At 43.8% G+C, this 26406-nt stretch carries 26 protein-coding genes and 1 riboswitch; of the genes, 10 read left to right on the top strand and 16 right to left on the bottom strand.

Annotated elements, in window-relative coordinates; translation table 11 throughout:
• Positions 1-11: 11 nt before the first annotated feature.
• Positions 12-2747, top strand: coding sequence for a methionine synthase (gene metH / locus IR173_RS02770; protein WP_237038155.1), 2736 nt, complete (start codon positions 12-14; stop codon positions 2745-2747).
• Between the two features lie 377 nt (positions 2748-3124).
• Here metH and IR173_RS02765 read toward each other — a convergent pair whose 3' ends face one another.
• The 4 genes from IR173_RS02765 to IR173_RS02750 all read right to left on the bottom strand — a co-directional run bounded on the left by IR173_RS02765 (position 3125) and on the right by IR173_RS02750 (position 7474).
• Positions 3125-3874 carry a sugar phosphate nucleotidyltransferase gene (locus tag IR173_RS02765; RefSeq protein WP_237038154.1) on the bottom strand — a complete coding sequence of 250 codons (750 nt, stop codon included), beginning with the start codon at positions 3872-3874 and terminating at the stop codon, positions 3125-3127.
• Positions 3871-5301, bottom strand: coding sequence for a RapZ C-terminal domain-containing protein (locus tag IR173_RS02760; protein WP_237038153.1), 1431 nt, complete (start codon positions 5299-5301; stop codon positions 3871-3873). Before IR173_RS02760 ends, IR173_RS02765 begins: the two co-directional genes overlap by 4 nt.
• Before the next feature lie 85 nt (positions 5302-5386).
• Positions 5387-6961, bottom strand: coding sequence for an Rne/Rng family ribonuclease (locus IR173_RS02755; protein ID WP_237038152.1), 1575 nt, complete (start codon positions 6959-6961; stop codon positions 5387-5389).
• Positions 6962-7198: 237 nt separating this feature from the next.
• A complete protein-coding gene (locus IR173_RS02750) occupies positions 7199-7474 on the bottom strand; it encodes an HU family DNA-binding protein (protein ID WP_005936990.1) in 276 nt (91 codons plus the stop codon).
• 179 nt (positions 7475-7653) lie between these two features.
• On the opposite strand from IR173_RS02750, the gene mutY reads away from it, so the two are divergent.
• From mutY to IR173_RS02725, 5 genes are all read left to right on the top strand, one after another.
• Entirely contained in the window at positions 7654-8712 is a 1059-nt protein-coding gene (mutY, locus tag IR173_RS02745) for an A/G-specific adenine glycosylase (protein WP_237038151.1), read from the top strand.
• A gap of 14 nt (positions 8713-8726) precedes the next feature.
• A complete protein-coding gene (locus IR173_RS02740) occupies positions 8727-9182 on the top strand; it encodes a single-stranded DNA-binding protein (protein WP_237038150.1) in 456 nt (151 codons plus the stop codon).
• Between the two features lie 37 nt (positions 9183-9219).
• On the top strand, positions 9220-10569 hold the full coding sequence (gldE, locus tag IR173_RS02735; protein WP_237038149.1) for a gliding motility-associated protein GldE: 1350 nt from the start codon (positions 9220-9222) through the stop codon (positions 10567-10569).
• A gap of 5 nt (positions 10570-10574) precedes the next feature.
• Positions 10575-11216, top strand: coding sequence for a 4'-phosphopantetheinyl transferase family protein (locus IR173_RS02730; protein WP_237038148.1), 642 nt, complete (start codon positions 10575-10577; stop codon positions 11214-11216).
• A gap of 156 nt (positions 11217-11372) precedes the next feature.
• Positions 11373-11575, bottom strand: a riboswitch (cobalamin riboswitch).
• Between the two features lie 94 nt (positions 11576-11669).
• Positions 11670-12092 carry a BT0820 family HAD-type phosphatase gene (locus tag IR173_RS02725; RefSeq protein ID WP_237038147.1) on the top strand — a complete coding sequence of 141 codons (423 nt, stop codon included), beginning with the start codon at positions 11670-11672 and terminating at the stop codon, positions 12090-12092.
• 13 nt (positions 12093-12105) lie between these two features.
• Here IR173_RS02725 and IR173_RS02720 read toward each other — a convergent pair whose 3' ends face one another.
• The 11 genes from IR173_RS02720 to IR173_RS02670 form a co-directional block, all read right to left on the bottom strand.
• Entirely contained in the window at positions 12106-13887 is a 1782-nt protein-coding gene (locus IR173_RS02720; RefSeq protein WP_237038423.1) for a sensor histidine kinase, read from the bottom strand.
• A 16-nt stretch (positions 13888-13903) separates the two neighbouring features.
• The gene (locus IR173_RS02715; protein WP_237038146.1) at positions 13904-14593 is read right to left on the bottom strand and encodes a response regulator transcription factor; all 690 of its coding nucleotides are present in this window, start codon (positions 14591-14593) and stop codon (positions 13904-13906) included.
• Between the two features lie 104 nt (positions 14594-14697).
• Complete coding sequence (locus IR173_RS02710; RefSeq protein ID WP_237038145.1) at positions 14698-15747, bottom strand: asparaginase; 1050 nt, start codon at positions 15745-15747, stop codon at positions 14698-14700.
• Positions 15748-15871: 124 nt separating this feature from the next.
• Positions 15872-16651, bottom strand: a complete 780-nt coding sequence (gene trpA / locus IR173_RS02705) for a tryptophan synthase subunit alpha (RefSeq protein ID WP_237038144.1) — start codon at positions 16649-16651, stop codon at positions 15872-15874.
• The gene (locus tag IR173_RS02700) at positions 16648-17265 is read right to left on the bottom strand and encodes a phosphoribosylanthranilate isomerase (protein ID WP_237038143.1); all 618 of its coding nucleotides are present in this window, start codon (positions 17263-17265) and stop codon (positions 16648-16650) included. The genes trpA and IR173_RS02700 overlap by 4 nt, the downstream gene beginning before the upstream one ends.
• Positions 17266-17279: 14 nt before the next feature.
• Positions 17280-18059: an indole-3-glycerol phosphate synthase TrpC gene (gene trpC / locus IR173_RS02695; RefSeq protein WP_237038142.1), complete on the bottom strand. Its 780-nt coding sequence runs from the start codon at positions 18057-18059 to the stop codon at positions 17280-17282.
• Between the two features lie 65 nt (positions 18060-18124).
• Positions 18125-19120: an anthranilate phosphoribosyltransferase gene (gene trpD / locus IR173_RS02690; protein ID WP_237038141.1), complete on the bottom strand. Its 996-nt coding sequence runs from the start codon at positions 19118-19120 to the stop codon at positions 18125-18127.
• 19 nt (positions 19121-19139) lie between these two features.
• Positions 19140-19703 carry an anthranilate synthase component II gene (locus tag IR173_RS02685; protein WP_237038140.1) on the bottom strand — a complete coding sequence of 188 codons (564 nt, stop codon included), beginning with the start codon at positions 19701-19703 and terminating at the stop codon, positions 19140-19142.
• Between the two features lie 14 nt (positions 19704-19717).
• The gene (locus IR173_RS02680) at positions 19718-21118 is read right to left on the bottom strand and encodes an anthranilate synthase component I family protein (protein ID WP_237038422.1); all 1401 of its coding nucleotides are present in this window, start codon (positions 21116-21118) and stop codon (positions 19718-19720) included.
• Positions 21118-22311, bottom strand: coding sequence for a tryptophan synthase subunit beta (trpB, locus tag IR173_RS02675; protein ID WP_237038139.1), 1194 nt, complete (start codon positions 22309-22311; stop codon positions 21118-21120). The genes IR173_RS02680 and trpB overlap by 1 nt, the downstream gene beginning before the upstream one ends.
• Positions 22312-22566: 255 nt before the next feature.
• Entirely contained in the window at positions 22567-22827 is a 261-nt protein-coding gene (locus tag IR173_RS02670; protein ID WP_289307892.1) for a YtxH domain-containing protein, read from the bottom strand.
• Between the two features lie 95 nt (positions 22828-22922).
• Here IR173_RS02670 and IR173_RS02665 point away from each other — a divergent pair, with 95 nt between their 5' ends.
• The 3 genes from IR173_RS02665 (at position 22923) to IR173_RS02655 (ending at position 24128) form a co-directional block, all read left to right on the top strand.
• Positions 22923-23066 carry a hypothetical protein gene (locus IR173_RS02665; RefSeq protein WP_237038137.1) on the top strand — a complete coding sequence of 48 codons (144 nt, stop codon included), beginning with the start codon at positions 22923-22925 and terminating at the stop codon, positions 23064-23066.
• Between the two features lie 92 nt (positions 23067-23158).
• On the top strand, positions 23159-23719 hold the full coding sequence (locus IR173_RS02660) for an HdeD family acid-resistance protein (RefSeq protein WP_237038136.1): 561 nt from the start codon (positions 23159-23161) through the stop codon (positions 23717-23719).
• Positions 23720-23732: 13 nt separating this feature from the next.
• Entirely contained in the window at positions 23733-24128 is a 396-nt protein-coding gene (locus tag IR173_RS02655; protein ID WP_237038135.1) for a DUF4891 domain-containing protein, read from the top strand.
• 200 nt (positions 24129-24328) lie between these two features.
• Here IR173_RS02655 and IR173_RS02650 read toward each other — a convergent pair whose 3' ends face one another.
• A complete protein-coding gene (locus tag IR173_RS02650; protein WP_237038134.1) occupies positions 24329-25177 on the bottom strand; it encodes an AraC family transcriptional regulator in 849 nt (282 codons plus the stop codon).
• A gap of 164 nt (positions 25178-25341) precedes the next feature.
• Here IR173_RS02650 and IR173_RS02645 point away from each other — a divergent pair, with 164 nt between their 5' ends.
• Entirely contained in the window at positions 25342-26397 is a 1056-nt protein-coding gene (locus tag IR173_RS02645) for an efflux RND transporter periplasmic adaptor subunit (protein ID WP_237038133.1), read from the top strand.
• Positions 26398-26406: the final 9 nt, after the last annotated feature.

Below are 26406 nucleotides of genomic sequence, written 5' to 3'. Positions count from 1 at the left end.
ATATATTGTGAATGGCTACATTGAAGCAGATTATTGATGAACGAATTCTCATCCTCGACGGAGCGATGGGGACAATGATACAAAAATACAACTTATCGGAGCAAGACTTTAGAGGAGAACGGTTTGCACAAGTTGCCGGTCAGATGAAAGGTAACAATGATTTGCTGTGCCTTACCCGCCCCGATGTGATAAAAGATATTCATCGCAAGTATCTGGAAGCAGGTGCAGATATCATCGAGACAAATACGTTTAATGCTCAGCGGGTGTCGATGGCAGATTATCGTATGCAGGATATGTGCCGTGAGATAAACTTGTCGGCGGCCGGAATCGCTCGTGAAATGGCGGATGAATATTCCCGAATGACTCCCCATAAACCGCGCTTTGTGGCAGGTTCTGTCGGTCCTACCAATAAAACATGCTCAATGAGCCCTGATGTGAATAATCCTGCAATGCGTGCACTTACTTATGATGAGTTGGTCAGTGCCTATCGGGAGCAGATGGAAGCATTGTTGGAGGGGGGAGTGGATGCTCTCCTGATAGAGACCATATTTGATACGCTGAATGCCAAGGCTGCTGTTTTTGCGGCTGGGGAGGCAATGCAGGCCGTGGGACGCGAAGTGCCATTGATGCTCTCGGTGACGGTGTCGGATATTGCAGGCCGTACACTTTCCGGTCAGACTTTGGATGCTTTCCTTGCGTCTGTTCAGCATGCCCCTATTTTTTCTATCGGCTTGAATTGCTCTTTCGGCGCCAAGCAGTTGAAACCTTTTTTGGAAGGGCTGGCTGCGCGTGCTCCTTATTATATCAGTGCGTATCCCAATGCAGGACTTCCCAACAGTTTGGGGCAGTATGATCAGACTCCCGGGGATATGGCTTCGGAAGTGAAGGAATACATAGATGAGGGATTGGTGAATATTATCGGCGGATGCTGCGGTACGACTGAAGAATATATTGCCGAATATGTCCCATTGGTGCAGAAGGCACGTCCTCACATTCCGGTCGGTAAACCCGAACGGATGTGGCTCTCGGGGTTGGAGTTGCTTGAGCAGACACCCGAAATCAATTTTATCAATGTGGGCGAACGCTGCAATGTGGCCGGCTCGCGTAAGTTCCTTCGTCTGATAAACGAAAAGAAATACGAAGAGGCATTGAGCATCGCACGCAAGCAGGTGGAAGATGGTGCTTTGGTCATTGATGTCAATATGGACGACGGGCTGCTGGATGCCAAGGAAGAGATGACTGTTTTCCTGAATTTGGTGATGTCTGAACCCGATATTGCACGTGTTCCTGTGATGATTGATTCTTCTAAGTGGGAGGTGATAGAAGCCGGACTGAAGTGTTTGCAAGGTAAGTCTGTCGTCAATTCCATATCACTGAAAGAGGGAGAGGAGAAATTTATAGAACATGCCCGTCTGATTAAGAAGTTGGGAGCTGCAACGGTGGTGATGGCTTTCGACGAAAAGGGGCAGGCTGATACGTTTGAACGGAAGATTGAAGTTTGTTCGCGTGCCTATCGTATCCTGACGGAGCAGGTCGGCTTTAATCCGTATGATATCATCTTCGATTCCAATGTGCTGGCTGTGGCTACGGGAATTGAGGAACATAATAATTATGCTGTTGATTTTATCAAAGCGACCGGTTGGATAAAACAGAATCTTCCCGGAGCGCATGTAAGCGGAGGGGTAAGTAATTTGTCATTCTCTTTCCGTGGCAATAATTATATCCGTGAGGCCATGCATGCCGTATTTCTTTATCATGCCATTCAGCAGGGTATGGATATGGGAATTGTGAATCCCGCCACTTCGGTGCTTTATACCGATATTCCTGCCGATGTGCTGGAACGGATAGAAGATGTGGTGCTGAACCGCCGTCCCGATGCTGCCGAAAGGTTGATTGAAACGGCAGAAGCTTTAAAGAATACCGATGCTGGCAACAAAACGGCGGAACAGGAGCAGTGGCGTGAGGCAGCGGTAGAGATGCGTCTGCAATATGCGTTGATAAAAGGCATCGGCGATTATTTGGAGGAAGATTTGGCGGAAGCGTTGCCGTTATACGAAAAAGCGGTGAATATCATTGAAGGCCCGCTGATGGATGGAATGAACAAGGTGGGTGAGCTTTTTGGAGCCGGAAAAATGTTTTTGCCTCAAGTGGTGAAGACTGCCCGCACCATGAAAAAGGCGGTGGGTATCTTGCAACCGCTTATTGAAGCCGATAAGCAGGAGGGGGCCCGCACTGCCGGAAAAGTATTGATGGCAACTGTGAAAGGTGATGTGCACGATATCGGGAAAAATATCGTATCGGTAGTCATGGCTTGCAATAACTATGAAATTATAGACTTGGGGGTGATGGTTCCTGCCGAAACGATTGTACAGAAAGCCATAGAAGAGAAAGTGGATATCATCGGATTGAGTGGGTTGATTACTCCGTCGCTTGAGGAGATGGCACATGTGGCTGTCGAGTTGCAGCGTGCGGGACTGAATATTCCAATTATGGTTGGCGGTGCTACGACTTCCAAACTTCATACTGCCCTGAAGATTGCTCCTGTTTACGGTGGTCCGGTCATTCACATGAAAGATGCTTCACAAAATGCATTGGTGGCAGCCCGCTTGTTGAATGCTGAGTCGCGCCGGGAGTTTGTGGAGGGAATAAACAGAGAGTATGAAGAGCTCCGCAGCAAGAATGGTGCAAAACAGGTAAAGACCGTTTCTTTGGAAGAGGCGCAAAAGAATAAATTGAATCTTTGGTAAGGAGGTTTATCTTTCAAAGCATTTAAGGAATGATTGAAAAGGGGTTGTGTCAAAATGTGGATAATACTGTCGTTTTGTTCGTATGGGCGAGGTTCGCTCGCCCGAAAACAGTTTGCTTTGTGTCTTCGGGTTTTGTGTCCTCGGGCAGGCAAACCCTGCCCCTACAGCTGACGATTGGATAGGCCATTTTAGTTTTGACACACCTCCTTTTTTTAAAGACGAAAGAGTTTTTTGAAAAGAACAAGGTCTTTTTGGAGGGTTGCTGTCACGAAAAAGCTTCCGCCTTTTTAATTCATTTGATGTTTCACCGCAAATCGTTGAGCATGAGTGGAATAATGCCCTGTTGTGTGTGAAACGTATTTTTTATTAAAGTCCTTTCATAGGTGATTTAGAAATTCTTCCGCTTTAATCAGTGTCTCCGGTTTTCCGATATCTATCAATTGTAAGTTGTCGGCGGGATAGCATTGAATCTTGATGTTTCTGCAAACTTGCAGATAAAAATCAATAATCGAATATTTTCCGGGTCGCATGCCTTTATTCAGCAATAGCGGGTTGATTGCTTGTATGCCGCTGTAAGCATATTCTTGATACTTTCCTTCTTTGTACTCTAATCCGGCAGGCTTCACTTGGCCTGTGTTTTTATTTATCCAGCCACACAACAGATTATTGTCATCAAACAGCAAGTAGCGGGAGGTGATGCGTCTGCTTACCAGCATGGTGGCGTATACATCTGGATTTTGCTGGTGGAAGCGGATTAAATCTTGCAAATCGCAGTTGGATAAGATATCTACGTTATGCAGCAGGATGCCTTCTTTATCTTCATGGAGAGGCGGCATGAAATACTTGCCGGCTTTTTCCAGTCCTCCTCCGGTGTCCAGCAATTCTTCTGTCTCATCAGAAATATAGATATTGACACCGAAATTGTCATTGGCCTTTAAAAAATCGAGAATCTGATTGGCAAAATGGTGTACATTAATCACTATTTCGTCAAATCCCGAAGCTTTCAGCTTTAATATAACATGTTCCAGCATAGGTTTTCCGGCCACTTTTATCAATGCTTTGGGCTTGGTGTCTGTCAGGGGTTTGAGCCGGCTGCCCAGGCCAGCTGCAAAAATCATAGCTTTCATAAAGTCGATTCGAATATTTGTTCTATGTTCTGTTCGCGGTGTATCAGGATAACCTTTACACCGAATGTCCGGTTTAAATGTTCAGCCATGTGTTGGGCTGAATAGACTGACCGGTGTTGTCCGCCGGTACAACCGAAGCATACGGACAGGTTGCTGAAACCTCGCTCCATGTATCGTTTGACCGATGCATCCACCAGTGCATAGGCGTGTTCCAGGAAAGGAAAGATTTCTCCGTCTTCTTCCAAGAAGCGGATGACAGGTTCGTCCAGTCCGGTGAAGGGCTTGTAGCGTTCGTATTTTCCGGGATTGTTCACAGCACGGCAATCGAATACATAACCGCCGCCGTTGCCTGTCGGGTCATCGGGAATACCTTTCTTATAGGCAAAACTCATCACTTTAACCGTCAGTTGGCGTTTCTTCAGCTCGTCCTTGAATTGCTTCAGCTCTGTCAGCTCGCGCAGAACGGAGCATAGGTAAGGATATTCGGGATATTCATCACGCAATAATTGCCTCAGGTTTTCTATGGCATAAGGTACGCTTTGTATGAAATGGGGCTTTTTCTCAAAATACCCGCGAAATCCGTAGGCTCCCAACACTTGCAAGGTGCGGAAGAGTACAAAATGGCGCAGTTGGCTGAAGAAATATTCTTTGTCTACCGGCTTGTATTTGCAAAGCGCGTCAATGTATTCTTCTAAGAGTTCTTTTCTCAATGTGTCCGGATATTTGGCTTTGGCTTGCCATAGGAAAGAGGCTATATCATAGAAAAACGGCCCTTTGCGTCCGCCTTGAAAGTCAATAAACCACGGCTTTCCGTCTTTAATCATTACATTCCGGCTTTGGAAATCGCGATACATGAAAGTAGCTGAAGAGCTGCGGAGCAGTACATCGCTCATCTTCTGGAAATCATCTTCCAGCTTATCCTCCTGAAATTCCAGTCCGGTAGCTTTCAGAAAACAGTATTTAAAGTAGTTCAAATCCCAGAGGATGGAACGTTGGTTGAATTCCGGTTGCGGGTGGCAATGCGAAAAGTCAAATCCGTCGGCTCCTGCGAATTGGATGGCCGGCAGCAGGCGGATAGTCTTGCGGAGCAGTTCTTTTTCTTCTTCCGAGAATACGCTGGTGGTACGGCCTTTTTCGATGGCATGAAATAGTAATGTGTCACCTAAGTCTTCTTGCAGATAGTAAGTTCTGTCTTCCGAGGTGCAATAAACTTCGGGAACAGGAAGACCTTTTTTGCGGAAATGTGCGGCCATGTAGAGAAAAGCGTCGTTCTCTTCGATGGAAGTACCATAAACACCGATTAAATTCTGTGTTCCGGTGAGTCTGAAATAACGTCTGTTGGAACCGGAAGAAGGCAATTCGGTAATCGTCTCGGCGGTTACACCTGTGTATGTCTGGTATAAATGCTGTAAATCTTCTATAATCATGACTTTAGTATTTGTAAGCAAAGATACCAATTAATATTGGTAATAGAAAAATGGGGAGCGACTTCGTTTATTCGCTCCCCATTTTTTATTTGATTTCGATTTCCTCTTTCATGTCTATTTCTTCTCCGTGCATATCAGTAAACTTATATTGCAGGAATGCAAGACTTTGATCGGGGATAATCTTTATTCCGAATCCGTATTTCATTTGCCATTTACGTTTGAGTGACACAAGGCCCTGATTAACGTAAGCAGCAATATACGGGTGGATGTACAGTGTAAATTTCTTAGTCTTCAGCTTATTGACCAGGTAATCAATTTTACTCTCCAATGTATCCGTAAAAAGGATGGATGGTTTGATGCTACCTTTCCCGAAGCAGGTGGGACAGGTTTCATCTGTAGTGACATCCATAGCCGGACGCACGCGTTGGCGGGTAATCTGCATCAGTCCGAACTTACTGAGAGGGAGAATGTTGTGTTTGGCTCTGTCTTTCTGCATATTTTGGCACATGCGTTCATACAGTTTTTGTCTGTTCTCAGCCAGGTTCATGTCTATAAAGTCGACGACAATAATACCACCCATATCACGCAATCTCAACTGGCGTGCCAATTCATCGGCGGCCCCCAGATTGACATCCAGTGCGTTAGCCTCTTGTCCGTTACCGGATTTGGAACGGTTACCGCTATTGACATCCACCACATGAAGTGCTTCAGTATGTTCAATAATCAGGTAAGCTCCACTCTTGTACGAAATCGTTTTACCGAATGAGGACTTGATTTGTTTGGTAATTCCAAAATTGTCGAAGATAGGAAGCTGCCCTTTATACAATTTCACGATTTCTGCCCGTTCAGGGGCGATGAGAGATACATAATCCTTGATTTCGTGGAACACTGTTTCGTCATTTACGTAAATGTTCTCGTATGAAGGATTAAATAAATCGCGCAACATGGCTACCGTGCGGCTGGTCTCTTCATACACCAGTGCAGGAAGTTTGGCTGCTTTTTGTGCTTTTGTAATGGTCTCTTCCCAATGTTTCAGCAAGACTTTAAGCTCGGCATCAAGTTCGGCCACCCTTTTTCCCTCTGCCACAGTGCGAACTATCACTCCGAAGTTTTTCGGTTTGATACTTTGCAACAGTTGCTTGAGGCGGGCGCGTTCTTCGCTCGATTTAATTTTTTGAGATACGGAAACCTTGTCATTGAAAGGGATAAGAACCAGATAACGTCCGGCGAAAGATAATTCGCAGGTCAGTCTGGGTCCCTTGGTTGAAATAGGTTCCTTTACGATTTGCACGATTACTTCCTGACCTTGTTGGAGGGTGGTTGAAACTGTTCCCTCTTTGTCAATGTCAGGCAGCATAGTAGCTTTTGAAATTGGATAAAGTTTTTTGCGGTCGCTTAAAACTTGCTTCAGATACTTCTGATAAGAATGAAATTGAGGTCCTAAGTCTAAATAGTGAAGAAAAGCGTCTTTTTCAAAACCGACATCCACGAAACAGGCATTGAGGCCGGGCATTAGCTTTCTTACCCGTCCCAGATACATATTTCCCACATTGAAAGAAGCACTTCTTCCTTCTTTTTGGAACTCCACCAGCGCCTTGTCTTCCAGAAGCGCAATGGAAATCTCTTTGGGTTGTACGTCTACTACTAGTTCGCTTGTCACTTTAGTATTCTTAAATTATTCACTTTTCTCATTAAACAAAGAACAAACCTGAAAGACAGTTTGTTGCTTTGCAAGGTTTGTTCTTTATTTGTCGTCAGACAGACTACAAATTATTTTTTGCTTTTATGTCTGTTCTTTCTTAGTCTTTTTTTACGCTTGTGCGTTGACATTTTATGTCTTTTTTTCTTCTTTCCGCTTGGCATAGCTTCAAATTTTATGGGTTAATACTCTAGTTGTTTATTTTTTTACTGATAATGTAAATGTCTTTGCTGGCTTAAAAGCCGGAATATTATGTTCCGGAATGATAATCGTAGTGTTCTTTGAAATATTGCGAGCTGTTTTCTGGGCTCTCTTTTTCACAATAAAACTTCCAAAACCACGCAAGTATACATTTTCCTCTCTTGACAAAGATTCCTTAACTGTATCCATGAAAGCTTCAAGTGTATTTAACACTGCTTGTTTATCAGCACCGGTTTTCTTCGTAATTTCGTTTACGATATCTGCTTTAGTCATTTCGCTAATAATTATTGTTATACTTAGTATCTTAATTTTTTGGACTGCAAATATATAGCTTTTCTAGCTCTTTAAGAAATATATTCAGAATAAATTTCCTAAAAAAATCTCTGCTTTGGTTTTCTTGCCTTATTTTTGCAGAATTATTGCACACTTTGTGCTGATTTGTAACGTTGGACATGAATAATTTTGGAAGAATACTAATAGAATGGTATCAGGATAACAGGCGCGACTTGCCTTGGCGCAGGACGAAGAACCCTTATTTAATATGGATTTCGGAGATTATACTGCAACAGACGCGTGTCGCTCAAGGTTATGATTACTATCAACGTTTTGTAAAACGTTTCCCGGATGTGTTTTCGTTGGCAGATGCCGATGAAGATGAGGTTATGAAGTATTGGCAAGGACTGGGTTATTATTCCCGCGCCCGCAATTTGCATGCTGCCGCGCGCAGCATGGCCGAGGCAGGAGGATTTCCCAAGACATATAAAGAGGTGTTGGCCTTGAAAGGGGTAGGGGAATATACTGCGGCTGCCATTTGTTCTTTTGCTTACGGAATGCCTTATGCCGTGGTGGATGGAAATGTCTATCGGGTGCTTTCGAGGTGGTTGGGAATTGAAACGCCCATAGATTCTACAGAAGGGAAGAGGATATTTGCAGAAGTGGCGGCGGAGTTGCTGGATAAAGCACAACCGGGGCTTTACAATCAGGCGATAATGGATTTTGGTGCATTACAGTGCACGCCTGTTTCTCCCAACTGTATGTTTTGTCCTTTCATTGATACTTGTGTCGCCCGGCAAAAGGGGTTGGTGGATACGCTACCTGTGAAACAGCATAAGGCAAAAGTGACTAATCGCTACTTTAATTATATCTATGTACGCATGGGCGCGCATACATTAATCAATAAGCGGACCGGAAATGATATTTGGAAGAATCTGTATGAGCTTCCTTTGATAGAAACGGAGAGCGAAGTGCCCGAAGAAAAGTTCTATGCTTTACCCCAGTGGCAGGAAATGTTGGCTGAAGGTGAGGTTCCGTCAGTACGGCTGGTGCAAAAAGGAGTGAAACATGTCTTATCCCATCGGGTGATTTATGCAAATTTCTATGAGGTTATCCTTCCTGAGAATGCTGCCTCTTTTGCACAGTATCAGAGAATTAGGATAGAAGATTTGCATAAATTTGCTGTTTCTCGCTTGGTAAATCAGTTTTTTTCGCTAATTTTGGAGCCTGATAATTAAAATGGAAGAAAAGAATGTCATTAAATAAAGTGCAATTAATAGGGAATGTAGGTAAAGACCCTGATGTGAGATATTTGGATAATGGTGTTGCGGTGGCTAGTTTTTCTTTGGCTACCACAGACCGTGCATACACCCTGGCAAATGGGACTCAGGTTCCCGAACGTACCGAATGGCATAATATTGTGTTGTGGAGAGGATTGGCGCAAACGGCTGAAAAGTATGTTCGCAAAGGAGATAAACTTTATATTGAAGGTAAAATCCGCAGCCGTTCCTATGATGACCAGAATGGTATCAAACGTACTATCGTTGAAATATTTGCTGACAATATGGAAATGTTGACTCCCCGTACTGCTCCTCAGCAGCAAGGAGGCTATGCGCAACAGGCACAAGCCACTCCACAGCAAGTGTCTTCACAACCGGCATCGCAACAGCCTGCAGCCAATAGTGTGACAGATGATTTACCGTTTTAATTTTAAAGAACCGGATGTTTAACTAAAACCAGATTCCTTGGACCCTGACTCGTATTTATGCCGCTTGGCGGATTTGTTTGACGGTGTGACCGTGACTACTCCTACTATAGGAGCGATTATAGCTATTATATTAGCTGTTATATTATTGTATGCATCAGGCTTTGTGTCTGCTTCAGAAATTGCTTTCTTCTCTCTGTCTCCCGGCGACTTGAGTGAAATAGAGGAAGGGCAGACTTCTTCCGACAGGCGTATCAGTGCGCTGCTGGATGATTCTGAACACTTGTTGGCCACTATTCTGATTTCTAATAATTTTGTGAATGTGACGATAATCATGCTGTGCAATTACTTCTTTGCCAGCACCATTCATTGGGGAAATTCTGTAATACTTGAATTTTTGGTTATAACAGTCATTCTTACTTTCTTATTACTTCTGTTTGGAGAGATAATGCCCAAAATTTATTCGGCGCAGCATACTTTGAAGTTTTGCCGTAAGGCTGCTCCGGTCATTTCTTTTTTGAAGACATTATTTTCTCCTTTGTCTGCTTTGTTGGTTCGCTCTTCATTCTTAATTAATAAATGTGTGGCGAAGAAGAACTATAATATTTCAGTAGACGAATTGTCGCAGGCATTGGAATTGACCGATAAAAATGAGATTTCGGAGGAAAGCAACATTTTGGAGGGAATCATCCGTTTTGGTGGGGAGACCGCCAAAGAGGTGATGACGCCACGTTTGGATATGGTGGATTTGGAAATCAATACTCCTTATGCCGAGGTTCTGAAGTGTATTGTAGATAATGCGTATTCACGTATTCCTGTATATGCCGAGTCACGTGATAACATCAAAGGTATTCTTTATATCAAGGACTTGTTGCCTCATCTGAATAAGATGGATAATTTCCGTTGGCAAACACTGATTCGTCCTGCTTATTTTGTTCCTGAAACAAAAATGATTGATGATTTGCTGCGTGACTTTCAGGCAAATAAGATTCATATTGCCATTGTTGTTGACGAATTCGGAGGTACTTCGGGCATTGTGACCATGGAAGATATCATTGAGGAGATTGTGGGAGAAATCAATGATGAATATGATGATGAAGAACGCACGTATGTGAAACTGAATGACCGTACTTATATTTTCGAGGCTAAAACTCTTTTGTCTGATTTCTATAAAATAATGAAGATAGATTCGGACTTATTTGAGAGAGTAGAAGGGGATGCCGATACGTTGGCCGGTCTTTTGCTTGAGATAAAAGGAGAGTTTCCGGTGTTGCATGAGCGTTTGGATTATGAGAATTATCATTTTGAGGTATTGGAAATGAACACTCGCCGGATTTTGAAAGTAAAGGTCATGGTAGACGAACCCCAAGTGGCAGAAGAAACGAAGTAGTCATTATGCCGTTATATCGGAAAATTAAAGAGAACGGACTGCTGGTCGGAGTATGGAAAACCGACGAAACGATGGAACGGTTATCCGCCTTGCTTGGCGATATCTCTATGTATGAGAAAGAACTGGAGCATTTTACCTCTGATGTGAGAAGATATGAATGGCTGGCCGTACGTGTATTGCTGAAAACATTGTGTGGAGAAGAAAAGAGAGTTGTTTATCTTCCTTCCGGAAAACCATATCTGGCGGATGGCAGTGCTCACATCAGCATATCTCATACGAACGGTTATGTGGCAGTTGCCTTGCATCCGACCGAAGAAGTGGGAATCGATATTGAAAAGTATGGGACAAAGGTTCGTAGGGTTGTCTCACGTTTTGTGCGGCCGGATGAAGAAAAAACGGTGAATCAAGGTAATGAAGTGTATGTATTGCTTCTTCATTGGTCTGCCAAAGAAACATTGTTCAAGGTGATGGGAGTGGAAGGTGTCGACTTTATCCGGCATCTGCATGTTCTGCCTTTTGTCATGGAAGAGGAGGGATGCTTTGAAGCGCAGGAGTATCGGACGGAGAAACGACAGCATTATCGGGTGCGTTATCTTACTCATCCTGAGTTTGTTCTCACTTGGACTATCAAAAAAATGCCAACGTGATTCCCATCAGGTTGGCACTCAAATAAACTTGGCAGAGTTTATTCTTACTAAAAAAACTTTTACCTGATTACCTTTTCTGGATAGTGAAACGGAGAAGATAGCGGATATGAATCATCCTTTATGTTCAGTGTTCCAAGCTCTTTCCTCGAAAGCTTCAGATGTGAATTTGTATAGGCAGGTCTTCTGACTTGTTTCCGCTATAAGCACCTTCCCGGAGATGTTCTCCAGTGGTTGATGGGGTTTGCTTATGCGTTTTGTGAAACATACAGCAGCGGGACTGTTCAGGATTCTCACCTGATTCCCTTTTAATCGTTTATCTTTGGATTAAGGATAAACGAACCGATACGTTGCAAATATACTGCTTATCTTTAGAAAAACAATTAATTCTTTCGGTTTTTATAAAGGGAGGAATAGAATTTTTGCCTTATCTTTGTGGCATAATTTAGAAGAACTATGATTATAGCAGTAGATTTTGACGGAACAATCGTGGAACATAAGTATCCCGCAATAGGTAAAGAAATCCCTTTTGCCATAGAAACATTGAAAAAATTACAGCAAGAACGTCATTTCCTTATATTATGGAGCGTTCGTGAAGGTCGTTTATTGGAAGAAGCGGTGGAGTTCTGCCGTCAGCGGGGATTGGAATTTTATGCTGTCAATAGCAATTATGCCGAGGAGAAAGACAAAAGCCAGCATTATTCGCGTAAGCTGAAGGCAGACTTGTTTATTGATGACCGCAATTTGGGCGGGCTGCCTGATTGGGGGGTGATTTATGATATGGTGCACAATCGCTTGAGCTATGAAGAGGTATATCAAAATCTGAATCGTGAAGAATGCCCTGCTCCAAAAGGTTTTTGGGCAAGGCTTTTCAAATAAGAGGGGCATTCTTTTATTCTTTGCACAGCGTAAATATGAACTCTAGTCCTCCACCGGGATTATTCTTGGCAAAGATAGTCCCGCCATGCAGGATGACTGCGTTTTTCACAATGGCAAGTCCGAGCCCTGTGCCGCCTAATTTGCGTGAGCGTCCTTTATCAACCCGGTAGAAGCGTTCGAACAGGCGGCTTAAATGCTCGGGAGCGACTCCTATACCGGTGTCCGAGAAACTGAAATAATAGAAGCGTTCGTCCTCACGGAAACAACGGACTGTTATCGATATTCCTGTGCCGGCATAGGCGATGGCATTGTCTGTCAGGTTTCTGAAGATGGAATAGAGCAGGGAAGCGTTACCGGATACAGACAGTCCTTGGGGCAGTAAATTAGATGCTGTTATCTGTTTCTCTTCCAGTTCCAAGGCAACTTCATTCAGTATGTTTTGCATCATGCCTGTCAGGTTGACTTGTTCTGTCTCTATCATATTGGGAGCTTCCTCCATACGTGTCAAAACAGAAATATCACGTAATAAATGTGCCAACCGGTTACTTTGAGCATAACTGCGTTCGAGAAATGTGTTCATTTTCTCTCGCGTCAGTCCGGGATTATTGACTATTGTTTCAAGATATCCTTGTATGCTGCTGACCGGGGTTTTTAGTTCGTGGGCGATATTCTGGGTTAGTTGTTTTTTCAATCGTGCCTGTTCTTCCTCTTGGGTGATGTCATTGATAGAAATCTCAAAGCTATCGTCTTGGAAAATAATGCAGTCTACCGAGAAAACACGTCCGCTTTTGTCTATCACAATCGACATCCGTTTTTCTTCCTTGCTGATTGTGCGTTCTTTATTTTTGGCTATGAACTCAGTAATGGGCTGAAGTTCAGGGATGGAGAAGATTTCCTCTGTCGAACTCAGGTTCTTGTCCGAGATGAGGTTGGCGTACTGGGTAAAGAGATTATTAACCAGTATTTCTTGTTTCTTATGGGTAAAGACTCCCAATCCTTCACGGGATATTTGTAAGTGGGTTATCAGTTTCTCTCTTTCGATATACAAATCTTCTTTTGTCTGATGCAGTCGTCTGTATATCTGAATGATATGTTGGGAAATCTCACCCAATTCATTCTTCGGGAATGCTCCCTGCAGGTCAGTGTCTATCGGCTCGTTGCGATCGGCCTTCAAAGCAAATTGTTGCAACTGTGTGATTGACATTCCCAATTTATGCGTAAAACGGTAAAAGATAAAAATCAGAACGAGACTCACCATAAGCGTAAACCATACAAAATGTGAATCTGCCTTTAAATGGTGCATCAGGCTGACACTATAAGGCAATGCGGAACGGATTATATAATGGGTGCCCGGATAATATCGGGCCGAATAGAAAAACTCTCCTCCCAGACTTTCGGACTGGCGGTTGATGGAGTAGCCGCTTCCTTGGCTGATGGCTTTCTTTATTTCTTCCCGGTTAAGGTGGTTGCTGAAATGTAGCGGATTCTGTTCGATATTATCGTATAACACTTTTCCTTCTTTGTCAATCAGAGTGACACGTAGCTCGTTCAATGTATGTTCGTGTACATATTTATCCAGCAGTTCCAGATTCAAGGTATCTTTTTCGCGGAGGAAGTCATTCAGACGGTCATTGTAATTCTGCAGTTGAGTGTTGAGCAGCTCTATTTTATATTCCTTTTCCCTGCGATATTGAAATGCCATGAAACAAACGGCAAAGACAAGAAACAATACAATGACAGAAAGAAAGAGCTTCTTGCTGAACGATAATACATGGCTGGATAGTTCAAGTGTCATAATAAAGCAGACTTTTTTATTGGCATTCAAAGCAATAACCGTATCCCAGGCGTGTGACGATACATTTTCCATATTCTCCGACTTTCTTGCGCAGCCGGGTGATGTTTACATCAATGGTGCGGTCGAGTACATACACTTCTTCTTGCCAGACTTTCGCTAAAATATCTTCGCGGGAAAATACACGTCCTTGATTTTGCAATAGGAGCAGCAGAATTTCAAATTCTTTTTTGGTCAGAGAGACTTCAATACCGTCAATACTCACTTTCTTTTTGGTCATATCCAGTACGAGGCCTTTATAAACCAGTTGCTGCGGAGTATCTTTCTCGTCACCCGATGCTGTGCGACGTAGCACGGCCTTGACGCGTACCATTACTTCGCGCAGGGAGAAAGGTTTTGAAATGTAATCGTCAGCTCCCAAATTAAAGCCGGTCACTGTGTCGTTTTCTGTATCTTTGGCAGTAATGAAAATAATAGGAATAGTGGCGGTGGCTTTATTCTTTTTGAGCATACTTGCCATCTTGAAACCTGAAATCTCACCCATCATGACATCCAGCAAAAGGAGGTCGTATTTGGTGAGATCCATTTTTAAGGCTTCTTCGGCAGAGTTGGCAGTATCTACCAAGTATCCTTCGTTTTCCAAGTTGAATTTAAGAATCTCGCAGAGATCCTCTTCGTCATCAACTACTAAAATGCGGTAATCATTCATGTCGTTCCTCTTTTTATTTAATACAAAACTAATCTTTTCTTGTTTCGCATTGCAAAGATGGAGCGTTTTTATTACTATTTAATGAAACAAATATTACAAATCTGTTACATTGTAGGTATGGTAAACTCACCGGCAACCGGAACACTCATTTGATGCCGTATTTCACTTTCGCTCTTGCCATGACCTAAAAGAAACATCAGTTTTGTAAGGACGGACTCTACTGTGCTGTCATACCCGCTGATTACTCCGGCATCGAGCAGGTGAAGTCCTGTTTCATATCTTCCCATCTCCACGCTTCCCGTAGAACATTGGGAAATATTGATAATGACGATGCCACGGTCGGTAGCTTCTTTCAGTAAGTCGATGAACCAAGGCTTTTGTGGGGCATTGCCCGAACCGTATGTTTTAAGTACCACAGCCCGCAACCCGGGAGTATGAAGGATGTTCCGTATCATATTTTCCTGAATGCCGGGGAAAAGTGTCAGGATGATGACATTGGTGTCATACAGATAATGGGGTTTCAGGGGCACATTGGGATTGGCTTTATGAATGCGGTCATACTCATACTTAATATGAATACCGGCTGTGGCAAGTGACGGATAATTATATGAACGGAAAGCATTGAAGTTTTCCGCATTAATTTTTGTTGTCCGGTTGCCGCGAAGCAGATGGTTTTCAAAGAAGATACATACTTCGGGAACGATGGCCGTACCATCGGGATGTTTGGCGGCGGCAATTTCGATGGAAGTGATAAGATTCTCCTTACCGTCGGTACGCAACATGCCAATGGGGAGCTGGCTGCCTGTCAGGATGACCGGTTTGCTTAGGTTCTCTAACATGAAACTAAGGGCGGAAGCGGTGTATGCCATGGTGTCTGTTCCGTGAAGAATGACAAAACCGTCAAAGTTATCATAATTGTAAGTGATGATTTTTACCAGTTTTGCCCATAAAGAAGGTTCCATGTCGGAAGAATCGATGGGAGGATTGAACTGATAGGAAGAGATGCGGTAATTGAAACGCTTTAACTCCGGGACATTCTCTTGAAGTTGGTCGAAATTGAAGGCTTCTAAAGCACCTGTTTCAGGGTTCTCAATCATACCGATTGTACCACCGGTGTATATTAGCAAAACGGAAGGATATTCACTCTTTATCATAAGTATGTCTTATTGAATTATGGCACAAAGATAGTGAATATGTGGAAATATGGCAAAAGTAAGATGGAGAAATAACAAAATGTTTTTGCTGTTTCTCCATGCATTCATTTAAGTGGTGCCTTTCTTACTCATCGTTTAATGCTTTGAGCAGCTTGTCGGTTGCTTTTTCTGCATCTCCTTTTTCATCGCCTAACAGTGTGACGAACTTGCTTCCGATGATTGCTCCTGCTGCATTGGCGGAGGCTGTTTCGAACGTCTGTTTATTTGATATTCCGAAACCTATCATTCGTGGGTTACGCAAATTCATGGCTGCAATACGTTGAAAATATGTTTGCTTTTGTGCACCGAAATCTTTCTGTGCACCGGTAATGGCTGCCGAGGATACCATATAGATAAATCCGTCTGTATGTTCGTCAATCAGCCGAATGCGTTCCTCGCTCGTTTCGGGTGTAATCAGCATAATGACTTTTATATCATATTTCTCTGCAATGGGTCGAAACTCATTCATGTAATCTTTAAAGGGAAGATCGGGAATGATTACTCCGTCGATGCCAATCTCTTTGCAGGTGAGGCAGAAGTTCTCGAAGCCGAATTGCATGATGGGGTTTAAATATCCCATTAAAACAAGAGGGATTTGTACTTCGTGGCGAATGTCTCTCAGTTGGTTGAAAAGGAGCTGTAGGGTCATACCGTTTTTCAATGCCTGCGTTGCGGCATGCTGGATAACGGGGCCGTCTGCCATCGGGTCGCTGAAAGGAATGCCTATTTCAATCATATCGACTCCCTTGCCTGCCAGCGTTTTAATCACGTTTGCAGTACCATCAGAGGTAGGATAACCGGCGCAAAAATAGATGGATAAGATATCCTTTTGCTTTGTGCTGAATAAATTATTAATTCTGTTCATTCTATGTTAGATTTGATTTGTTCAATAAATGTGTTTAATAACTCTGCATCTTTTTTGCCCGGAGAAATTTCGAATCCGCTATTGAGATCGATGCCTGCCCATGCAGGGTGGCGGAACTCTTTCAGAGCATGCAGGCTGTCGGGCTTTAGTCCGCCGCTCAGCAGAAAGGGGGTGGAACCGTGATACGCCGAAAGCATTTGCCAGTCGAATGTTTTTCCCGAACCGCCAAAGCCGGTACAGGCTGTGTCGAACAGGAAGTAGTCGCAAACACTTTCATAGCAGGCGGTAGGTTTCAAATCACTCGTTCCGGCAATGGAGAAAACTTTGATAACACCTAGTCCGGCACGTTTCAGGTTGAGGCATTGTTCGGGAGTTTCTCTTCCGTGTAATTGGATGTAATGAAGACCGAATTCATTTGCTTTTTGCAATATGATGGGTGTCTTTTCGTTGACAAATACGCCTACGCGTTTACATTGTTCCGGCAGGTAAGCCGGACGGCAGGAGACATAACGGCTCGAATGGGGGAAAAAGATAAACCCCATCCAGTCCGGACCGGCCTGTTCTACCCGGCGAATATTGTCGGGCTCACGCATACCACATACTTTTACAATCATTTTCTGATGTGTTTTTATAACAGACTGATAAACTCTTTCAATGCATCTCCCGGTTGAGGGGCCTTCATGAAATTCTCTCCAATCAAGAAGCCGCGAAAACCGGCTGCACGTAATTGCCGGACGGTCTGTGGGCTGGAAATGCCGCTTTCGGAAACAAGTAACATTTCTTTAGGTAATTTCTCTGCCAGTCGGAAGGAGTTTTCCACGTCTGTATGGAAAGTTCCCAGATTGCGGTTGTTCACTCCCACCATATCGATGTTGTCTTCTATGTATTCCAATTCTTGTTCACTATGAATTTCGAGTAAAACTTCCAATCCCAGTTCGTGTGCTTTGGCGGCCAACATTCTGCATTGCTCTTTCCGGAGTGCGGCAGCAATGAGCAATATTGCATCCGCCCCTACGATGCGGGCTTGATAGAGCTGGTATTCGTCTATAATGAAATCTTTACGCAGAATGGGAAGCTGCACTTTGGAGCGCACAGTACGGATGTCTTTCAGATTACCGCCAAAAAACTTTTCATCTGTCAGGATAGAGAGGGCGGATGCCCCTGCCGCTTCATAGGCGGGAGGAATGATATCAGCTTGTGCGTTTTCTTTTATCCAGCCCTTGGAGGGTGAACGGCGTTTAAACTCGGCAATGATGCCGGAAGGGGATGCCGAAAGGCAGGCACGCATACTTATTCGTGGCATGGGGGCATTGCAGTTGTTTATCAGCAGTTCTTGATGGATGGCTGCTTTTTGCTGTTCGATTTCAAACTGTTTATGGGCAATAATTTCGTCTAATATATCTGTCATAGCTTTTACCTTATAATATATATATATGTGATTGATTTGTATCTTGTATTTCTTGCGCCGGATGGTCAACTGTTTAATTCGATAAACTGTTTTAATGTTTTCAGTGCTTTGCCGCTTTCAAGTGATTCACGGGCAATGGCAACACATTCTTCTATCGGTTTGGCCGGTTCCATGGCTTGGATAGCGAAAGAGGCATTAATCAGTACACAGTCGGTCTGTGCTTTGGTGGCATGGTTCTGCAATACATTATCGAAGATACAGGCAGCTTCCCGGGGAGTTGTACCGCCATAGAGTTCCTCTTGGCGGGCGAGAGAAAAACCGAGTTCCGATGGCTTGTAAATGGTTTCATAACGATTGGTCATTACTTTAAACTCATCTGTGAGGGAGATTTCGTCATATCCGTCCAGGTTATTGACTACGGCAAAACCGATACCGAGCTTTTGAAATACGTTGGTGTAAAGGCGCATTTGGGGAAGGTCTGCCACACCCAGCAATTGGTAAGAGGGCAGGCAAGGATTGACCAATGGCCCGAGAAGATTGAAGATAGTCCGCACTTGTAGGGCTTTGCGTACCGGCCCGACGCTTTTCATGGCGGGATTGAACAGTTGGGCGTGCATATACACCATGCCACATTCTTCCATACTGCGGGTAAGTATTGATGGGTCATTGGTAAATTTAACCCCATGTTGCTCCATTACGTTACTTGCTCCGCTTATGGAGGTTGCACCGTAATTTCCATGTTTTGCTACATGGTATCCGGCACCGGCAACAATAAAGCAAGCGCAGGTAGAGATATTGAACGTATTCTTTCCGTCTCCCCCCGTACCTACAATGTCGATAGGCTTGTAGGCAGAAAAGTCTATGGGTACTCGGGTTGTAAGCAGCGCTTCACGAAAACCGATGAGTTCTTCTACCTTGATGCCGCGCATCTGGAATACAGTGAGCAGGGCGGCTATCTGTGAGTCATTATATCTGCCTTTGGTGATATTGAGCAGTAAGTTTTTCGCTTCTTCGCGGGTCAGTTCCTCATGGTTGAAGAGGCGTGATAATATAGCTTTCATATCGTTTGAATGATTACTTTTATGCATTTAGGAAATTAGCGATTATTGTTTTTCCATCCGGGGTCAGTACAGATTCGGGATGGAATTGGATTCCATGTACATCATATTCTTTATGTTTGAGTGCCATGATATATCCTTCCCGGCTCACAGCCGTTACTTCCAGACAGTCGGGGAATCCGTTTGTGTCTACCACCCATGAGTGATATCTTCCGACGGGCACTTCCTGTGGCAGTCCTCTGAATATATAATCGTCTTTTTCTATGGTTATCGGTGTTTGTACTCCGTGAAAGACTTCACTCAGGTTGGTCAGTTTGGCTCCGAATACTTCTCCGATGGCCTGTTCTCCCAAACATACGCCGAGAATCGGCTTCTTTCCTGCATAAGTCCGGATGACATTCGGCAGCAGTCCGGCTTCGGAGGGGATTCCCGGCCCCGGTGAAAGAATTATTTTATCAAATACCTCCAACTCTTTTGGTAGGAAGGCATCATTGCGCACGACGGTGACTTCCGCACCGAGCTCTTTTACCAAGTGACTTAAGTTGTAGGTGAATGAGTCGTAGTTGTCTATAATTACTATTTTCATACTAGAGTGTCTTTTTACATTTGTTCTGCCAGGAGAATTGCTTTTTTAAGTGCTCCCAGTTTATTGTTTACTTCTTGCAGTTCATATTCTTCGTTGCTTTTTGCAACAATTCCGCCTCCGGCTTGAAACCAAAGTTCATTGTTCCGGCTGACGAAGGTGCGGATAGTGATTGCCTGATTCAGTGTACCGTTTAGTCCGATGAACCCGATACAGCCACCGTAGGCTCCACGGCTGTGCGGCTCATATTGGCTGATGAGTTGCATCGCCTTTACTTTAGGGGCTCCACTCAGGGTACCGGCCGGAAACGTGTCGATGAATGTTTTGATGGGATTGGCATTTTGATTCAGTTCACCGCTGACACGGCTCACCAGATGAATGACATGACTGTAATACTGAGGTTCTTTATAGAATTCTACTTGCACATCTTTACAGTTACGGCTCAGGTCGTTGCGTGCCAAATCTACCAGCATCACGTGTTCGGCATTTTCTTTCGGGTCGGCAAGTAAGGCAGCCGTGAGTTCGGCATCTGTTTGCTTGTCTCCGCTGCGGCGGGTTGTTCCTGCAATGGGGTCGATGGTGGCACGACCTCCTTCTATTTTGCAATGTGTTTCGGGAGATGAACCGAAGATACGGAATCCGCCAAAGTCGAAATAAAACAAATAAGGTGAAGGATTGATACTCCGCAATGCGCGATAGAGTTTGAAGTCATCACCTTCATAACGCTGGATGAACCGGCGCGAGAGAACGATTTGGAACACATCACCACGCATGCAGTGGCTTATGCCTTTCCGGATATTTGCCTTATGCTCCTCATCGGTCAGCGTGCTGGTCGTTTCGCCTATGGCGTGGAAATCGTAGGTCGTATAGTTGCGGTTATGGATGGCTTTTTCTATATAGTCGAGATGGGTCTCCTCATGGTCCTGAAGCATTTCAAGCAGAAGCATTTCATTGCGGAAATCATTAAAGACAATCAGATACTTATATAAGATATAGAGCATTTCGGGAGCGTCGTTTTTGGGGTCGCGACTGTCTTTTACATCAATATGCTCAAAATAGCGCACTGCATTGAAAGTGGTGTAGCCATACAGACCGCAATAATGATTGTATTCTCCGCTTACTTTAAAATGGTTCAGAAAATCGGTTATGGCATAATCTACCTTGTAGCCGTCGGTAATGGTATGCTCTTCTGTGCTGCCGTCGGGGTAAGTGGTGGTGGCGACTCCATGGTTGATGCCGATGCTGGCAATGGGGTTCAGTCCGATAAAGGAACGGTTATTTTCGCTTCCGTGATAGTCGGAGCTCTCCATCAGTGCACTTTGTGGGAAGATGTCGCGTACTTTCAGGTAAGTGCTTACCGGAGTATGAAGGTCACCCAACATCGTCTTGTGCTTAGTAGTATAAGTAAATGTTTTCATCATCTTGCTTCTTCCGGTTTGTTATTCAAATAAGTTTCTGTATCCTTGTCTCCCCGTCCCGAAACGGTAAGTACCACTACATCTTCGGGGCGGAAGTGCATCTTGTCGAGTGCACCCAGTGCATGAGCCGATTCCAACGCCGGAATGATACCTTCCAGGCGGGTCAGTTCAAATGCGGCTCGTATGGCCTCATCATCATTGATAGCCAGAACCATAGCCCGCTTCTGTTGGGCAAGGTTGGCATGCATGGGGCCTATACCCGGATAATCCAGTCCCGCAGAGATAGAATAAGGTTCTTCTATCTGTCCGTCCTCGTTCTGGATGACCAATGTTTTTGCTCCGTGTATGATTCCCATCTTTCCCAGTTGGATAGTAGCTGCCGACATCCCTGTCTCTATGCCTTTCCCGCCGGCTTCGGCCAATACGATTTGCACACGTTCGTCATCGATATAGTGAAAAATAGTACCGGCAGCATTGCTTCCTCCACCCACGCAGGCCATCAGATAATCGGGATAGTCACGACCTTCGTGCTCTTTCAGTTGTTTCCTGATTTCTGCACTAATGACAGATTGCAGTCTTGCCACCATGTCGGGATAAGGATGAGGCCCTACCGTAGAGCCGATTACATAATATGTATCGGCGGGGTGACAACACCAGTCTCGAATCGCTTCATTGGTGGCGTCCTTCAGTGTCATGTTGCCCGATGTGACAGGGCGGACCTCAGCTCCCAGCATTTTCATTTTCTCTACATTGACATGTTGGCGTTCTACATCGGTTTTACCCATATAAACAATGCATTGCATATTCATCAGTGCACAAACGGTTGCGGTTGCCACTCCGTGCTGACCGGCTCCGGTCTCGGCGATGATGCGGCTTTTCCCCATACGCTTGGCAAGTAATACTTGCCCGATGGCATTATTTATTTTGTGTGCTCCTGTATGATTCAGGTCTTCACGTTTCAGATATATTTTACAGCCGTACTTTTCGCTTAGCCGACGGGCAAGATAGAGCGGGGAAGGGCGTCCCACATAGTGGCGCAACAAATCATTGAATTCTTGTTTGAAGTCTTCACTATCCAATACATTTAAATAGGCGTTTCTCAGTTCCTCTACGCAGCGGTGAAGAATCTCGGGGATATAGGCTCCTCCGAACTCGCCGTAATAACCTTCATTGTTTACTTGATAAGTTTTCATTGTGATTGATGTATTTAATTTCTTGTAATTTGCATAAACGAAAAAAGGCCTGTCGTAAGTACGACAGGCCTTCATCTGAATATCCTTTTAGAATGCTAAGTATATACACACGGTCTGGTTCTCTTACGACTTATTCAGTTGCAAGGGACGCCACCAATATGTATTTACTAATATTCTTTTCATTTTTTCTGTTTCTAATTCGATGCAAATGTAATCGTTTTGATTTTATCTCCAAAGAAAAACTTACTTTTTTTTCTATTTATTGGTAACTTCGTTCAATTTGCCTTTAACCACTTCGGCCTGTTGGTTCATTTTTTCCATCACTTCGCCACCTACTCTTTCTGCTTTATGCTTGGCTCGGTGTGCGAAATCATACGCGTCTTCTTCCAAGTCCTGAATAGTATCATAAAGGTCTCTTCTCAGTTTGCGTCCTCTATTGCTGTGGGCAAAACAACTCAATGCACTGCCGACCAACGCACCCAGCGCCAGTCCGACGAAAAATTTTCCATTACTCATAATCTTATTCATTTAATTGGTTTTATCTATGAACATTTCGGCTGTGTGAATGGTTTTTAATGCATCAGTTAATAAATCATTAAAAAGGAAATAAGATGAAACGTAAACTTTGGATAAGAATAGGAGCGGTGGTATTGGCTGCGTTATTGTTGTGGTGGCTCTTTTGGGCTATATTGATTGACGAGGATGAGAACGAGCAGGGCTTACCGGAAACAGAACAAATAGAGGCAGTGGATTAATTCCCTGCCTTTTCCTGTTCTTTTTCGGAAATATTCTGTATATTCGCCTGTTGATTTTCTGTAAAAGCGTAATAGTATAAAAAGTAATAACAATGAAAACAATGAATTATTCTATAATCCGATGCATCTGTGCATTGGTGTTGGGCGTATTATTGGTAGCATGGCCCGAAGCTGCCATTCTGTATCTGGTAATTACCATCGGAGTTTTGTTTCTGGTGCCCGGCTTATTTTCTGTCTTTGGTTATCTCACCCATGGCAAGCAGAATGGGATGTCTTTTCCCATAGCCGGACTGGGTAGTCTGCTGTTCGGCCTTTGGCTGATGATTATGCCGGCATTCTTTGTCGGTATCCTGATGTATGTGTTGGGAGCTGTTCTTGTGTTGGCAGGTGTCAGCCAGATTGTAAACTTGTCTGCCGCCCGCAGTTGGACGGTTGTGCCGGGAGGTTTCTTTATTGTTCCCGTATTGGTACTTATTGCGGGCATTGTTGTTCTGTTTAATCCGTTTACGGCTGCCACTGTGCCTTTCATCATATTGGGAGTCAGCAGCATTGTTTATGGACTTTCGGACTTGGTGAACATTATTCGTTTTCGTCAGAAGAAAGACATCCACACCCCTGTGATAGAGGATGTGACCCCTATTGAAGAGATTTAAACTTAATATATTTATGAAAAAACGACTGAACTACTTATTGATTGTATTATGCTTATTGATTGCTTCTGCATGTAAAAATGGAGCTGTTACCGCAGACTCAGGCAAAGATGAAGGCGCCGGAGGCTGTGAAGGAGAAAAGGCAAAAGCTATTTTGTGGGTGGATTATAAAAAGGGGCGTCCTATCCCTCGCGGAGTTGCTATCAAAACAGTAAAGGTGCGTGCCAAAGTGTTTGCCGATGGCAGTGTAAAAGTGCTTTCTTTCTGTAAGAAACAGTCTTTCAGAGTGGAAGACTACTTGCTGAAGAGATTGAAAGTTTACCGAATCCGGGACTGGGCATTTGAAGGGAATTATATTCAGGCCGGCGAGCAATATTTGCAGTTACGGTATATTCCTTCCTGGATGAAGTAGTAAATAACCATTCATGACGTACTCTGTCAGCGTACAATGCTTCCGTTTCCTCTTTTATTAATGAAAGGAAAATATACATGAACCACGGCCGTGGTTAACTTTAACCACGACTGTGACTAAGTCTAACCACGGTGGTGAGCAGGCTTAACCACGGCCGTGGTTAAGCTATCGCAATAGGCTTTTCCAAGCTATGCATTACTTTATTCTATACTCTCCCTGTATTGCTTCGGCGACATCCCCGTATATCGTTTGAAATACTTTCCAAAGAAAGAAATGTCGGGGAAATTGAGTGAGTAAGCTATTTCCTGAATGGTCATATCTGTCGACTTTAGTTTGGCTTGTGCATCGGTAATAACCAGTTTGGCTATAATGTCCGTCACCGTTTTGCCTGTCACCTTATTTACAGTGGTACTGAGGTGTTGGGGAGAAACGTGCAACAAATCTGCATAAAAAGAAACACTTCGTTCGTTGATATAGTGCTTGATGATATATTGTACAAGCCGTTTCACAATCTCTTCCCCCCGGTTGAAAGAGCGTTTGTCTGTTTCTGTGTTTTGATGGATGCTGCCTACCCCGTGCAGAATGGTCAGCAACATGGTACTGACTAACTCTTTGGTGGGTTGCTCGTCGACTCGTTCCATTTTTATCAATAGCATAAAATAATCCTGAAACAACTCCGTTATCCGGGGTTGCAATGAGATGACCGGCATTTCAATCAGAGCCGAGAGATAATTCATGGTAGAGTTGAAAAAGTTGGCGCCATTCAATAGTTCTTTATTGAATCCTGCCAGAAATAACCGACAGTCATGACTCTGCCGGATGACATGTACAAAGGTGTCGGGCAGGATAGTGACAATATCATTCTCCTTTATTTTGTGTTCGGACAAGTGGATAGTCATGTCACACTCACCACGCAGGCAAAGAATAAACAGACAACCATTCATACGCTGTGGGTAGTGGTAGATACGTCCGAAAGCACCGGTTATGTCAATTTCTGCTATGAAATCTTTGTTCGGTTTAAAGATGTTAATGTCGTCTGTGTACTTCATAAAAATAAAGAAGATTTTGGTTATACACCACAAATATAGGGCAGTTTAAGCAGATTACAAAGAAAATGCTTAAAAATAGACTAATATATCTTACTGTTAGCACTTGTGCACATTTAATAAATGTGAGAACTTTGCATCCGAAAACTAATGTGAAGATTAACAGTATGAAATGTAGAAAATTGTCTATTGTGGCAGTGAGTGTGGTGTTGTTCTGTTCATGTGGACAGCAACCTGCTCAAGAACGAGGACCCCGCCCGGTGAAGTTGGCGGAAGTGGCGTTGTTAAACAAGATTGAGAAATCCTATTCAGGCGTAGTGTCGCCCGACCAATTCAGTGACCTTGCGTTTAAGATGTCCGGCCCGCTGGTGGCTATGAATGTACTCGAAGGGCAGAGAGTGAAAAAGGGAGATGTAGTGGCTGAAATTGACCCGACAGACTATAAGTTGGACTATGATGCAAAGAGAGCTTCGTTCCAGAAAGCGGCATCGCAGATGCAACGTGCAGAAAAGCTGTTGATGAAAAATGCCATATCCATGCAGGAGTTTGAAACGACTCAGGCATCTTACACCAATGCGAAGTCTGCATTCGAAAATGCACAGAATACATTGAACGATACAAAGTTGCGTGCACCGTTTGATGGATTTATCCAAAAGAAATATGTGGAAAACTACCAGCGTGTACAACCGGGACAAGGTGTGGTTTGTCTGGTTAACCCCACTAAATTGCAAGTGGAATTTACCATCCCTGAAACAAATATTGCTTACGTCACTTCTCACGGAAGTATTTTTGTGGAATTTGATGCTTATAAAGGCAAGCTGTTTCAAGCAAAGGTGAAAGAGTATGTGGAAGCATCGCAAGACGGTGCCGGAGTTCCTGTGTTCCTCTATATTGACGACCCTGAATTTGATTTGAAGAAATACCAGGTGTCGGTGGGCTTTTCGTGCCGTGTGGTAGTTAATATTGAAAATGAAACGGTAAAAGAAGGAATCACGGTTCCGTTGTCTGCCGTAGTATTTGATAATACTCTGAATAATAAGATTGTATTCATTTATAATCCGTCTACTCAGAAAGTAGAGAAACGTAAGATTTATGACGAAGGAACCATTGTGGGACGTAATGATTTAATTGTGAGCGGAGAGGTGAAGGCCGGTGAGCAAGTGGTGGCCGCGGGAGCTTCTTATCTCGTAGACGGCCAGCAAGTTAAAATATTAACCGAATAAAAGAGGAGA

It is taken from the genome of Phocaeicola faecalis (assembly GCF_021730445.1).
GTDB lineage: Bacteria > Bacteroidota > Bacteroidia > Bacteroidales > Bacteroidaceae > Phocaeicola > Phocaeicola faecalis.
This window is presented reverse-complemented; position numbering and strand designations above follow the sequence as displayed.

Coding starts and splice junctions, on each gene's coding strand:
- trpA (WP_237038144.1), bottom strand. CDS start 16,651: ATGAACAGAATTAATAATTTATTCAGCACAAAGCAAAAGGATATCTTA.
- IR173_RS02665 (WP_237038137.1), top strand. CDS start 22,923: ATGAAACGTAAACTTTGGATAAGAATAGGAGCGGTGGTATTGGCTGCG.
- IR173_RS02680 (WP_237038422.1), bottom strand. CDS start 21,118: ATGAAAACATTTACTTATACTACTAAGCACAAGACGATGTTGGGTGAC.
- IR173_RS02765 (WP_237038154.1), bottom strand. CDS start 3,874: ATGAAAGCTATGATTTTTGCAGCTGGCCTGGGCAGCCGGCTCAAACCC.
- mutY (WP_237038151.1), top strand. CDS start 7,654: ATGAATAATTTTGGAAGAATACTAATAGAATGGTATCAGGATAACAGG.
- IR173_RS02670 (WP_289307892.1), bottom strand. CDS start 22,827: ATGAGTAATGGAAAATTTTTCGTCGGACTGGCGCTGGGTGCGTTGGTC.
- IR173_RS02730 (WP_237038148.1), top strand. CDS start 10,575: ATGCCGTTATATCGGAAAATTAAAGAGAACGGACTGCTGGTCGGAGTA.
- trpC (WP_237038142.1), bottom strand. CDS start 18,059: ATGACAGATATATTAGACGAAATTATTGCCCATAAACAGTTTGAAATC.
- metH (WP_237038155.1), top strand. CDS start 12: ATGGCTACATTGAAGCAGATTATTGATGAACGAATTCTCATCCTCGAC.
- IR173_RS02650 (WP_237038134.1), bottom strand. CDS start 25,177: ATGAAGTACACAGACGACATTAACATCTTTAAACCGAACAAAGATTTC.
- trpB (WP_237038139.1), bottom strand. CDS start 22,311: ATGAAAACTTATCAAGTAAACAATGAAGGTTATTACGGCGAGTTCGGA.
- IR173_RS02725 (WP_237038147.1), top strand. CDS start 11,670: ATGATTATAGCAGTAGATTTTGACGGAACAATCGTGGAACATAAGTAT.
- IR173_RS02700 (WP_237038143.1), bottom strand. CDS start 17,265: ATGATTGTAAAAGTATGTGGTATGCGTGAGCCCGACAATATTCGCCGG.
- IR173_RS02740 (WP_237038150.1), top strand. CDS start 8,727: ATGTCATTAAATAAAGTGCAATTAATAGGGAATGTAGGTAAAGACCCT.
- IR173_RS02645 (WP_237038133.1), top strand. CDS start 25,342: ATGAAATGTAGAAAATTGTCTATTGTGGCAGTGAGTGTGGTGTTGTTC.
- IR173_RS02715 (WP_237038146.1), bottom strand. CDS start 14,593: ATGAATGATTACCGCATTTTAGTAGTTGATGACGAAGAGGATCTCTGC.
- IR173_RS02760 (WP_237038153.1), bottom strand. CDS start 5,301: ATGATTATAGAAGATTTACAGCATTTATACCAGACATACACAGGTGTA.
- trpD (WP_237038141.1), bottom strand. CDS start 19,120: ATGAAAGCTATATTATCACGCCTCTTCAACCATGAGGAACTGACCCGC.
- IR173_RS02685 (WP_237038140.1), bottom strand. CDS start 19,703: ATGAAAATAGTAATTATAGACAACTACGACTCATTCACCTACAACTTA.
- IR173_RS02710 (WP_237038145.1), bottom strand. CDS start 15,747: ATGATAAAGAGTGAATATCCTTCCGTTTTGCTAATATACACCGGTGGT.
- IR173_RS02655 (WP_237038135.1), top strand. CDS start 23,733: ATGAAAAAACGACTGAACTACTTATTGATTGTATTATGCTTATTGATT.
- IR173_RS02660 (WP_237038136.1), top strand. CDS start 23,159: ATGAAAACAATGAATTATTCTATAATCCGATGCATCTGTGCATTGGTG.
- IR173_RS02750 (WP_005936990.1), bottom strand. CDS start 7,474: ATGACTAAAGCAGATATCGTAAACGAAATTACGAAGAAAACCGGTGCT.
- IR173_RS02720 (WP_237038423.1), bottom strand. CDS start 13,887: ATGACACTTGAACTATCCAGCCATGTATTATCGTTCAGCAAGAAGCTC.